The sequence below is a fragment of the Verrucosispora sp. WMMD573 genome (assembly GCF_027497175.1).
Lineage (GTDB): Bacteria > Actinomycetota > Actinomycetes > Mycobacteriales > Micromonosporaceae > Micromonospora.
On sequence record NZ_CP114901.1, the window covers coordinates 5,408,798 to 5,420,564 of the forward strand.

Sequence of the window (11,767 nt, forward strand, 5' to 3'; positions counted from 1 at the left end):
CGACCACCCACCACAGGCACGACACCGCCGAGGGAGCCATGGCTACGGCAAGCATCAAGGAGGTCGCGCGGCACGCCGGCGTGTCCCTGGGCACCGTCAGCAACGTGCTCAACCGGCCGAACACGGTCGCGCCGGCCACCCGACAACGGGTCCTCGACGCCATCGCCGAACTCGGCTACGTCCGTAACGACTCCGCCCGCCAGCTCCGCGCCGGGCAGAGCCGCACCGTGGCGATCGTCGTGCTCGACGTCGCCAACCCGTTCTTCACCGACGTGGTCCACGGCGCCGAGCAGGTCATCGAGGAGGCCGGCGCCATGCTCATCGTCTGCAACAGCGGTGAGGACAGCGCCCGGGAACGCCGGCACCTCGAACTGCTGGAGGAGCAGCGGGTGCGTGGCGTACTCATCACCCCCGTCGCGCACGGCCTGCAGCCCAACCTGGAACGCCTGCACAGCCGTGGCATCCCGGTGGTGCTGGTGGACCGCGGATCGGGGCAGGCCAGTCGCTGCTCCGTGGCCGTGGATGACCTCCTCGGCGGTCGGCTGGCCATGGAGCACCTGCTGGATCAGGGGCACCGTCGCATCGCGTACGCCGGCGGGCCCTTCTCCATCCCTCAGGTGGCCGACCGGCACGCCGGCGCCGCCGCGGCACTGTCCGAGCGGGACGGCGACGCCGAGCTGCGGGTGGCCACGACGAGCAGCCTGACCGTGGGCGGCGGCCGACGTGCCGCCGAGGAGCTGCTGGCGCTGCCCGCCGGACCCCGACCCACCGCCGTGATCTGCGCCAACGATCTGATCGCCCTCGGTGTCCTCCAACAGCTGACCGAACGCGGGCTGCGGGTGCCCGACGACGTCGCGATCGTCGGGTACGACGACATCGAGTTCGCCGGTGCGGCGGCGGTGCCCCTGTCGTCGGTGCGCCAACCCCGCGAGCAACTGGGCCGCACCGCCGCACTGCTGCTGCTGGAGGAGGCCGAGGGGGGCCTCGCCCACCGCCATCGGCACGTCGTCTTCCAGCCCGAACTGGTCGTGCGGCGCTCCAGCGACCACCGCCGCGACTGACGTCCACTCACCCTGCCGGGTCCAGCCGGCCCGTCTCGGCCACCTTGGCGAAGGCGTACGCGCTCGGCTTGGCGATCCGGGCGAAGTCGTCGTCGTGGTCGACGGCGATCAGGCCGAACTTCGGCCGGTAGCCCTCACTCCACTCGAAGTTGTCAAAGGCCGACCAGTGCAGATACCCGCGTACGTCGACACCCTCGGCCATGGCCTGGGCCACGGCAGCGAGGTGCGCGTGCAGGTAGTCGACCCGCTCGGTGTCGTCCTCGGTGGCGACCCCGTTCTCCGTCACGTAGAGCGGCAGACCGGTCCGGGCGGCCCGGTGCAGGATCTGCCGCAGACCGTCGGGATGTACGGCCCAGCCCATCTGGGTCCGACGAAAGCCGGCCGGCGGATCACCGAACAGGGTGGGCGAGTTCGGATCCACCCACTGCTTACGGTAGTACTGCACGCCGAGGAAGTCGCCGCGATCCGCGCCGGTGAGCCCGTCGAGGTAACGATCGACGATCTCATGCCGCATGAGGCGGCACAGCCTCCGGCACGCCTCGTCGTCGCGGGCCGGCGCCAGCAGCGGCAGTTGGACCGCCAAGCCGACCCGTGATCGGTCCGATTCGGTACGCACCGCCCGTACCGCTGCGAAGTGGGCGTCGAGCAACCTCCCACCGACCCGCTTCCACAGCGTCTCGTCGGCGATGCCGGGCGGATGGTACGCCTCCAGGTAGCCGTGCAGGGCTACCATCTGCGGCTCGTTGATCGTGCACACGAAGGGCATCAGGTCACCCAGCTCCGCGCTGACGTACCGACAGTAACGGGCGAACACCGTCTCGGCCTCCGCCGCGAGCCAGCCACCGGCGGCCGCGAACCAACGCGGCAGGGTGAAGTGGTGCAGGGTGACGAAGGCGGTCATGCCCGTGTCGGCCAGGGCGGTGAGCACCCGTCGGTAGTGCGCTGTCGCGGCGCGGCTGAACTCGCCGGGCGCCGGCTCGATCCGGGACCACTCCAGCGACAGCCGGTGCGCGTTGTGGCCCAGTGACCGCAACAGGGCGAAGTCCTGCGCGTAACGGTGGTAATGGTCGATGCCGTCGCCGGAGGACCAGCGTGCCGCGCTGCCGGGACGGTGCTCGAACTCCCACCAGTCGTTGTTGACGTTGCTTCCCTCGACCTGGTGGGCCGAGGTGGCGCTGCCCCACAGGAAGCCGGCCGGAAAGTCTGCGCCCACGAATGTTCCTCCTCGCCCAAGTGGCCACGAATGTTCAGGCGCCGCCGGCGCGCCTCCAGTCGGAGACGCGCCGGCAAGCGGTCGGTCGATGCTCGTGTGGGTACCCGCGACGGCTCGCGGTCGCAGGTCAGGAACCGGCCTGGTAGTCGGCGTCCATCCTGTTCAGCACCTGCTGAGCGGTGGCCTGGTCACTGAAGATCTCCTGCAGGCCGGAGAGCATGGTCTGCTGCACCTTCGCGTTCGGCCACAGCTGGTCCATGAAGGGCACGGTCCGGTTGTCGTTGATGAAGGTGGTCAGGTCGGTGAAGGCCGGGTCGACCTCGGAGCCGCTGTTCGGCAGCGACGGCAGGCTGCCCTGCTTGGCATTGAAGACCCGCATGCCCTCGGGAGACATCACGAAGTTGACGAATTTGAGCGCCAGGTCGGTGTTCTTGGCCTTGGCGTTGACGCCGTAGCCGGCGCCTGCGGCGGCGGGCATCACGAAGGTGGCCGGGTCGTCGGTGGCCGGCAGCGGCTTGAGCACGAACGTGCCCGACGGGTTCTTGCCCTTGAGCAGCGCCACCACCCAGTTGCCCTGGATGATGCCGAGCGTCTTGCCGGTGGCGGCCAACTCCTGGCTGGCCTCGTAACTGGTGCTGAGCGGACTGTCCTGGAAGCAGCCGGTCTCGTTCATCTCCTGGTACTTGGCCATGGCCGTGGTCCACTCCGAGTCCGCGAAGGTGGCCTGGCCGGCCTGCATTTTGGTGTCGAAGTCCCGGTCGTTGCCGTAGACGGTGGTGGCGACCAGCGCGAACAGCGCGATCTGGGTGACCCAGTTGTCCTGGATGCCGAGCGCGAAGGCCGGAGTTCCCTTGGCGGCGGCGTTGCGGCAGAACGTGAGCAGCTCGGTCCAGGTGCCCGGCGGGGTCAGCTGGGCCTTCTCCATGGCCTCCTGGTTGTAGATCGCGCCGATGCCGTTGAGCCCGAAAATGGCGTTGTAGGTCTTGCCGTCGTACTGGGCGACGCTCTTGACCGACTCGGGCAGTTGGGCTGCCCACGGCTGGTCGGACAGATCCATCAGATAGCCCGGCTCAGCCAGTACGAAGGTGGCGCCGGGATTGCCGTTACCCGGCCAGACCGTCATGACGTCCGGGGCCGTGCCGGAGGCCAGCTGGGTACGGATCTGCTGCTGGTACTGGTCGGCGCCGCTGGTGGTGAAGTTGACCTTCACCCCGGGGTTTGCGTCCTCGAAAGCCTTCACCACGTCCTCGACCGAGCCCTGGTCGACCGAGGCGAGGGTCAACGTGTCGGCGTCGGTGCTGGCGTTGGTGCCACCGCTGCACGCGGTGAAGGCGATCGTCATTGTCGTCGCGGCCACCACGGCTGCGAACCTCTGGATTCTCACTGTGTCTCCCGGGCTGATCTGCCGGTCAGGAAACCGCGTCGGGTGCCGCGGCGGTGATGGTGTAGCGGCCGGACGCCAGCCGCAGGGTGGCCCCTGCGGCGGACGGCTCGACCCCGAGAACCCCGGGCTGACCGGCGACCGGCGCATCGCCTTCGCGCACGCTGGCCGGGTCGGCCGTGGGGATCTGCAGTACGGCGGTGCTTCCGGGTGGCACCGTGACGGTCACGGTGATCCGGTTGTCGGCGATCGACCAACCGCAGGCGACCGTCCCCCGCGCGGTCTCCTGCTCGGCGTGTGCCCAGGTGAGCCGACCGCCCGGCTGGGGGCGCAGCAGCAGTTCGCGGTACGCCACCGAGGACGGTGTCTGGTCGATGCCGGCGACCCGGCCGTAGAGCCAGTCGCCGACGCTGCCGAGGCTGTAGTGGTTGAACGAGTTCATCGCCGGTGACTGGAACCCGGCATGGTCGGTCCACCCGTCCCAGCGCTCCCAGATGGTGGTCGCGCCGTGCCGGATCGAGTAACCCCAGGAGGGGTACTCCGTCTGGTGCAGCAGGGCGTAGGCCAGGTCGGTCCGACCATGCTCGGTCAGCACCGGGCAGAGCAGGGCCACCCCGACGAATCCGGTGGTGAGCCGGTGATCGCGTTTCTCGATGTCGGCGGCCAGGTGCCCCACGGCCGCCGCGACCAGCCGCTGCGGCAACAGCCCGAACGCGAGCGCCAGAAGGTACGCCGTCTGCGTGCCGCCCTCGACCGTGCCGTCGGGATGCACGTAGGAGTCGATGAAGGCGTCACGGATCCGTGCGTGCAGCTGCCGTAGCTCGGTGGCGTCGTCGGAGCGACCCAGCACCTCGGCGGCCTGGGCGACAAGGTACGTGCTGTGGGCGAAGTAGGCGGTCGACAGCACCTCCCGCTCGGTGGTGACGTCGACCTGCAACCAGTCGCCGTACGAGTTACCGGTGCGGTTACGCCAGCGCAGGTCGGGATTGTGCCGGTGGATGTGCCGAACCCAGGCGCGCATGGCGTCGAAGCTGTCGGCCAGCACCCGCCGGTCGCCGTACGTGCGCCACAGATACCAGGGGATGATGACGCCCGCGTCGCCCCAGGCGGGGGCGGCTTCCCGGTGCAGGGACACCACGGGCGCGACGTCCCGGAAGGCACCATCGGCGTCCTGCCCGTCCACCACGTCGCGCAGCCAACGGGCCAGGAACGCGGAGACGTCGGCGTTGCGTCCGGCGGTCGGCGCGAAGATCTGCGCGTCGGCGAGCCAGCCGAGCCGTTCGTCCCGTTGCGGGCAGTCGGTCGGCACCGCGACGAAGTTGCCGCGCTGACCCCAGGTGATGTTGGACTGCAACTGGTTGACCATCGGGTCCGAGCACTGGAACCGGCCGGTCCAGGGCAGGTCGTTGTGCACCACCTGGGCGACGATGTCGTCGGTGACCAGCTCGCCGGGATGGTTGTCGATCTCGACGTAGCGGAAACCGTGGAAGGTGAAGCGCGGCTCGGACACCTCCACCTCATCACCGCCGCAGACATACACGTCGGTCGCCCTTGCGGTGCGCAGGTTCGCCACGTACAGCTCACCGTCGGCGAGCATCTCCGCGTGCCGCAGCACGATCCGCTGTCCCTCCGGGGCACCGCGCAGGGTCAGGCGAACGTGCCCCACGACGTTCTGTCCGAAGTCGACGACGTAGCGGCCGGACGCTCGTCGGGTCACCTCGATCGCCGGCATCTCGGTCACCACCCGGACCGGGTGATCCGGCTCGGCCACCAGTGGCCCCGGGTCGGTGTCGAGCACGGCCACCGCGACGAACCGGGTGTCCGGGCACCCGGCTCGATCCCAGCCCGGCACGTGCCAACGCCGGTCGACGTATTCGCCCATCAGCAGGTCCGCGGCGCGGATCGCGCCGGGATGCTCGCTCCATCTCGCGTCGGTGGTCACCACCTGGCGGGAGCCGTCGGCGAAATCCATGACCAGTTGCGCCAGCAAGGCCGGCTGCTCACCATAGTGACGGGCGGGACGACGCCGGTCGAAGCCGACGTACCCGCACCACCAGCCGTCGGCGACGATCGCGGCGATCGCGTTCGCGCCGGGGCGCAGCATCGTCGTGACGTCGTAGGTCTGGTACTGCAGCCGGTGATGGTACTCGGTCCACCCCGGCGCCAACTCGACGTCGCCCACCCGTTCGCCGTTGAGCCGGGGCTCGTACACACCCCGCGCGGTCGCGTACAGCCGGGCACGCACCGGCGTGTGTTCCAGGTGGAACTCCCGGCGCAGGTACAGCGGTGGCGAGTCCATCGGGGGAAGGTCCTCCTCCCCCGGCGGGTCGACATGCGGCTGCACGGCGGGGTCCCGTCCGATCCAGGCCGCAGTCCAGTCCTCGCGGTGCAGCAGCCCGGTCTCGAACCAGCTCTGCGCCGACCCGGCGGGAGAGCCGGTCTCGTCCCACACCTGCACCCGCCAGTGGTACCGGGTGGCCGACCGCAGGGTCGGGCCGTCCCAGGGCACCAGCAGACCGTCCGGGGACTGCCGCCGGCCGCTGTCCCAGATCAGCCGGTCGGGATCGTCGAGGTCCGTGGCCCGCTCGGCGGCGGTGACGCGGTACGCGCTCTGCGCCGCACCGCGCCGATCGGATTCCAGCTTCCAGGACAGTCGGGGTTGCCGCTCCCCCACGCCCAGCGGCTCGCACCGCTGTTCCGTCTGCAGTCCGTAGGGGGTCATCCCTTCAGCCCTCCGGCAAATCCGTTGATGATGCTGCGCTGCAACGCGAAGTACAGGAGCAGGACCGGCACGATGCTGATCACCAGCGCGGCGAAGATGAGGTTCCAGTCGGCGACGTACTGACCGACGAACCCGGCCAGTGCGACGGGCACGGTCTGCTGGGTGCTTCCGCTCAGGTACAGCAGTGGGGTGAAGAAGTCGTTCCACACGGTGATCGCGTTGAGCACGAGGGCGGTAAACGTGATGGGCTTCAGCATCGGGAAGACGACGTACCGGAACGCCTCCCAGGGACGGCAGCCGTCGATGAGCGCGGCGTCCTCGAAGTCATGGGGCAGTGCCCGGATGAAGCCGGTGTAGAGAAATGTCGTGAAGGGCACCTGGAGTCCGGAGTAGAACAGGACCAGGGACCAGACCGTGCCGAGCAGTCCGAGGTCCCGCATGGTCTGGTAGAGCGGCAGTGCGGCCAGTTGGAACGGCAACACCAGCCCGAGCATGATCAGCAGGAACATGCCGCGCGACCAGTGGGCGGTGGCCCGAGCCAGCGGATAGGCCGCCAGCGCGGAGACCGCCAGCACGATCAGCACACTGATGGTGGTCACCAGGACGCTGTTCATCAGCGCACCGCCGAGCCCGCCCTCGCGCCACGCCTCGGTGAAGTTGGACAAGGTGGGCGAGGTCGTCGGACGCAGCGGCGACGAGGTGTCAGACGGGGCCCGCACGGCGAGGTTCACCAGGATGTACACCGGAAAGGCGATCACCATAGCGGCGGCGATCATGACCAATTCCAGGCCGAAGGTTCGCCAACGGTAACGGTTCACGACGCCGCCCTCTCGTTGCGTGCCAACATCAGGTACTGCCCGGTCGACACGACCGCCACGATGATCGTCAGGACCACCGCGAGGGCGATGCTGTAGCCGAACTCGCCGAGCGTGAAGGCCTCCTTGTAGATCAGCGTCGAGATGGTGTCCGTGGCGTGTCCGGGGCCGCCTCCGGTGAGGGCGTACACCTGGTCGAACAGCTTGATGCCGCCGATGATCGACAACATCAGGTTGATCGTGATCGCGGGGGCCAGTTGCGGCCGGACCACCGACCAGAACCGCCGTACCGGCCCGGTGCCGTCGATGGCGGCGGCCTCGTACAGTTCCTTCGGCACGGACTGCAGTCCGGCCAGAAAGATGACCATCGAGTAGCCGGCGAACTGCCACACGATCACGGCCACGACCGACCAGAGGGCCATCTCGGGATCGCCCAGCCAGTCCTGCTGCCACGACCCGAGTCCGACCGCCGCGAGCAGACTGTTGATCGCGCCGTCCGGGCCCAACAGGTTGCGCCACAGGTAGGCCGTCACGATCGGGGTGACCACGGCTGGCGCGAACAGGAACACCCGCAGCACGTTGCGCGACTTGATCACGGTGTTCACGCCGAGTGCGAGCAGCAGTCCGATGCCGTTCTGGATGATCGTGATCGACACCGCGATGACCAGCGTGTGCCAGATCGCCTGTCGGGCGGTGGGGTCGCGGGTGATGTCAACGAAGTTGCCGAGGCCGACGAAGGCGAGGTCGGGGCTCAATCCGTCCCAGTCGGTGAAGGCGTAGTAGACACCACGCGCGCTGGGCACCAGCACCACGAAGGCGAAAAGCACCAGCGCCGGTGCCGCGAACCACCACGGCGGCGCTGCCGCTCGTCGACCATCGACAGCGACCCTTTTGTCACTGTCCGGGGTAGTAGTCATCCGCAATCCACTCTTTGAAACGTTTCATACAATAGGTCCAATGAGGGCCCAGCAGCGACGCGATCCCTCGGCCGTGAACGGTGTGGCGTGGGCAACGTTTTCCAAAATGTTGCGGCTGACCATAGGAGTTCATCCAGCGGACGTCAAGAGGTTGGCTGCTGACATCGGCGGCGCGGCGGTCTAGTCTCTGCGCAACGTTTTACACGGCTCGGAGGACGTCAGGTGGAGAAGCTGTCAGCACCGGCCCGCCGGATCACCATCGTCGACGTCGCGCGACACGCCCAGGTCTCCACCACCGCGGTGTCGAAGGTGCTCCGCAACGCCTACGGCGTCAGCCCTCAGATGCAGGCGAAGGTACGCCAGGCGATCGCCGAACTCGGCTACCGACCGAACGCCGCGGCCCGAGGCATGCGGGGCCGGACGTACACCATCGGCGTACTGCTGCCCGACATCCGTAACCCCTTCTTCGCCGAGATCCTCGACGGCCTCGACTCCCACATCGCCGGCAGCGAGTACCAGGTCCTACTCGGCCCGGGTTGCAACGGCCAGGAGGCTGAGGCGCGGGTCGTCAACGCGATGATCGATCGCGGCATGGACGGCATGGTGTTGATCGCGCCCATTTCGAACTGCTCCGACCTCGACAAGATCGCTAGCCTGGTGCCCACCGTCGTGGTCGGCCGCCACGGACACTCCCGCAGTTACGACACGGTTGTCGACGACGACCGCACCGGCGCCGCGCTGATCGTCAACCACCTCGTCGACCTGGGACATCGCCACATCGGCCATATCGAGCACCGTGAGACCACCGCCGACTGCCTCGCCGAGATGCCCAACGCCATCCGGGCCGAGGGTTACCGACAGGCCATGCGCGCCCACGGCATCGCCGACAAGATCGACATCGCGTCGACCCGATACAACCAGGAAGGCGGTTACCTTGGCACGCAACAACTGCTGGGTCGCCCCGTCCGCCCCACCGCGATCTTCGCCGGAGCCGACATCGTCGCCATGGGCGCGCTCGACGCCATCGCCGAGGCCGGGCTCCGTGTCCCGGAGGACATCTCCGTCGCCGGCTACGACAACACCACCTTCGCCGCGTTCCGGCCCATCTCACTGACCAGCGTGGACCAGGCCGGCCGCGAGATCGGCGTCAACGCTGCCCGGCTCCTGCTGGACCGCATCGCCGAACGCAGCCGACCCACCACCCAGATCAAGCTCTCTCCCACCCTCGTCGTCCGCCGGACGACCGCGCCACCACCGGCGTAGCACCGTACGCCCCAACTCGGCGACCCGACACTGCCGACGCCGGCCAGACCAGTCCCAGGAACGGAGAACACGTCGATGACGATGGCCGATCTGCTATCCGAGCTGACGCTTGCGGAGAAGGCGGCGCTCTGCCTGGGCTCGACCTTCTGGCACACCGCGCCGGTACCTCGGCTGGGCATCCCGGCGGTCATGCTCTCCGACGGGCCGCACGGGTTGCGTCGCCAGCCGGACGGCAACCAGGCCGGCATCTCCGGCAGCCTGCCGGCCACCTGTTTCCCGACCGCGTCCGCGCTCGGTTCGTCCTGGGATCCAGAGCTCGTCCGCCGGATCGGCGCGGCGATCGGCGTGGAGGCCCGGGCACAGGGAGTGGGAGTGGTCCTCGGCCCGGGTGTCAACATCAAGCGGTCACCGTTGTGCGGGCGCAACTTCGAGTACTTCTCCGAAGATCCCCTTCTGACCGGAACGCTCGGCGAGGCACACGTCACCGGGGTGCAGAGCCAGGGCGTCGGCGCCTGCGTCAAGCATTTCGCCGCCAACAACCAGGAGACCGACCGGCTGCGGGTCAGCGCCGACGTCGATGAACGCACCCTGCGGGAGATCTACCTGCCGCACTTCGAACGCGTCGTCACCCGGGCCCGGCCGTGGCTGGTGATGTGCGCCTACAACCGGATCAACGGCACCCACGCCTCCGAGCACGGCTGGCTGCTCACCGACGTCCTGCGTACCGAATGGGGTTTCGACGGCGTCGTGGTCTCCGACTGGGGCGCCGTACACGACCGGGTGGCCGCGCTGGCCGCCGGTCTCGATCTGGAGATGCCACCGAATCTCGGGGTGAGCGACGCGGCGCTCGTCGCGGCGGTGCGCGACGGCACCCTCGACGAGAACCTCCTCGACCGGGCGGTGCTACGCATCCTGCGGCTGGTCGACCGGGTACCGGCCGCCGACCCGCCACCCGCGCCCGACGACCCGACCTCCGGCTTCGACGTCGACGTCCACCACGCGCTTGCCCGCACCGCCGCCGCCGACTGCGCAGTGCTGCTCAAGAACGAGGCAGAACTGCTACCCCTACATCCGTCGGCTGGCGACGTGATCGCGGTGATCGGTGAGTTCGCCCGTACGCCTCGCTACCAGGGCGCCGGCAGTTCCCAGGTCAACCCCACCCGCCTCGACGTGGCGCTGGAGGAACTGCGTGCCGCGGTGCCGGCCGGCGTCCACGTGCCCTTCGCCGCCGGATTCGGCGTCCAGACCACAGACCAGGACCACCAGTTGGCAGCCGAGGCCGTCGCGCTTGCGGCCCGCGCCGACACGGTGGTCGTCTTCCTCGGTCTGCCCGGTGCTGCCGAGTCCGAAGGTGCAGACCGACCCCACATCGCGCTGCCGGACAATCAGACCGCACTGTTGCCCCGGCTCGCCGCCGTCAACCCCAACCTCGTGGTCGTCCTGGCCAACGGCTCCGCCGTGCGGCTGTCCGACTGGGACGCCCACGCCCGGGCGATCCTGGAGACCTGGCTGTCCGGCCAGGCGGCCGGGGGCGCGACCGCAGACCTGCTCCTCGGCACCGTCGAGCCCGCCGGCCGCCTCGCGGAGACTCTGCCGTTGCGGCTGGAGGACACCCCCGCATACCTCAACTTCCCCGGCGAGGACGGGCACGTCCGGTACGGCGAAGGCATCTTCGTCGGCTACCGGGGATACGACGCCACCGGCCGCGACGTCTCCTACCCCTTCGGCCACGGCCTGTCCTACACCACCTTCGACTACCGGGACCTGACCGCGACGGTCACCGGACGCGTCGAGGACGGCGACCTGGCCGTCGTGGTGTCCTGCACCGTCGTCAACACCGGACGAAGGCCGGGCAAAGAGGTCATCCAGCTCTACGTCGGCGCTCCGCAGTCGCAGGTGGCTCGCCCGATCCGCGAGCTGAAGGGCTTCGTCAAGGTCGATCTGGCTCCCGGCACCGCCGAACCAGTCACTCTCACACTCAGCGCCCGCGACCTGTCCTACTGGTCGACCGGGCAGCGTCGCTGGGTCCTCCAGGCGGGTCCGTTCGACATCTGGGTCGGACGTTCCTCCCGCGATCTACGCCTGAGCGCCACCATCGAGATCGACGCCCCACCGGTCACCGTACGCCTCGACGCCGAGGCGACACTGCGGGAGTGGCTGGCGGATCCGGCCGGTGCCGATGTGCTGCGACGGGTTGTCGGCGTCGACGCCTCGGGCCGGCCGCGCGGCGTCCTCGGCGACCAAGAGGCGATGACCGTCCTGGGTGACTTCCCGCTGCGTACCCTCACCGCGTTCCCCGGCCTCGGCATCGACCGCACGGTGCTGGCCGCTCTGCTCGACCGGGTCGAAACGAGGGGTTGAAAGATCGGTCCGAACACCACCCGGTGTTCGGACC

The 11,767-nt window shown here is 69.0% G+C and carries 8 protein-coding genes; 3 read left to right on the top strand and 5 right to left on the bottom strand.

Annotated features, from left to right (window positions below):
- Positions 1–38 precede the first annotated feature (38 nt).
- Positions 39–1,061, top strand: coding sequence for a LacI family DNA-binding transcriptional regulator (locus O7601_RS24555; protein WP_281563452.1), 1,023 nt, complete (start codon positions 39–41; stop codon positions 1,059–1,061).
- A 7-nt stretch (positions 1,062–1,068) separates the two neighbouring features.
- Here O7601_RS24555 and O7601_RS24560 read toward each other — a convergent pair whose 3' ends face one another.
- From O7601_RS24560 to O7601_RS24580, 5 genes are all read right to left on the bottom strand, one after another.
- Positions 1,069–2,274 (bottom strand): family 1 glycosylhydrolase, encoded by a 1,206-nt coding sequence (locus O7601_RS24560; protein WP_281563453.1) that lies wholly within the window; start codon positions 2,272–2,274, stop codon positions 1,069–1,071.
- 127 nt (positions 2,275–2,401) lie between these two features.
- Complete coding sequence (locus O7601_RS24565) at positions 2,402–3,658, bottom strand: extracellular solute-binding protein (protein ID WP_281563454.1); 1,257 nt, start codon at positions 3,656–3,658, stop codon at positions 2,402–2,404.
- A gap of 25 nt (positions 3,659–3,683) precedes the next feature.
- On the bottom strand, positions 3,684–6,377 hold the full coding sequence (locus O7601_RS24570) for an alpha-L-rhamnosidase (protein ID WP_281563455.1): 2,694 nt from the start codon (positions 6,375–6,377) through the stop codon (positions 3,684–3,686).
- Positions 6,374–7,195 carry a carbohydrate ABC transporter permease gene (locus O7601_RS24575; RefSeq protein WP_281563456.1) on the bottom strand — a complete coding sequence of 274 codons (822 nt, stop codon included), beginning with the start codon at positions 7,193–7,195 and terminating at the stop codon, positions 6,374–6,376. Before O7601_RS24575 ends, O7601_RS24570 begins: the two co-directional genes overlap by 4 nt.
- A complete protein-coding gene (locus tag O7601_RS24580; RefSeq protein ID WP_281563457.1) occupies positions 7,192–8,109 on the bottom strand; it encodes a sugar ABC transporter permease in 918 nt (305 codons plus the stop codon). The genes O7601_RS24575 and O7601_RS24580 overlap by 4 nt, the downstream gene beginning before the upstream one ends.
- A 222-nt stretch (positions 8,110–8,331) precedes the next feature.
- Between O7601_RS24580 and O7601_RS24585 the strand changes: the two genes are divergently transcribed.
- Positions 8,332–9,372, top strand: coding sequence for a LacI family DNA-binding transcriptional regulator (locus tag O7601_RS24585; protein ID WP_281563458.1), 1,041 nt, complete (start codon positions 8,332–8,334; stop codon positions 9,370–9,372).
- A 75-nt stretch (positions 9,373–9,447) separates the two neighbouring features.
- Positions 9,448–11,733, top strand: coding sequence for a glycoside hydrolase family 3 C-terminal domain-containing protein (locus tag O7601_RS24590; RefSeq protein ID WP_281563459.1), 2,286 nt, complete (start codon positions 9,448–9,450; stop codon positions 11,731–11,733).
- Positions 11,734–11,767 lie beyond the last annotated feature (34 nt).

What these genes read in the sequence shown, in the direction of transcription:
- O7601_RS24555 (WP_281563452.1), top strand. Translation starts at nt 39, where the DNA reads ATGGCTACGGCAAGCATCAAGGAGGTCGCGCGGCACGCCGGCGTGTCC.
- O7601_RS24590 (WP_281563459.1), top strand. Translation starts at nt 9,448, where the DNA reads ATGACGATGGCCGATCTGCTATCCGAGCTGACGCTTGCGGAGAAGGCG.
- O7601_RS24580 (WP_281563457.1), bottom strand. Translation starts at nt 8,109, where the DNA reads ATGACTACTACCCCGGACAGTGACAAAAGGGTCGCTGTCGATGGTCGA.
- O7601_RS24570 (WP_281563455.1), bottom strand. Translation starts at nt 6,377, where the DNA reads ATGACCCCCTACGGACTGCAGACGGAACAGCGGTGCGAGCCGCTGGGC.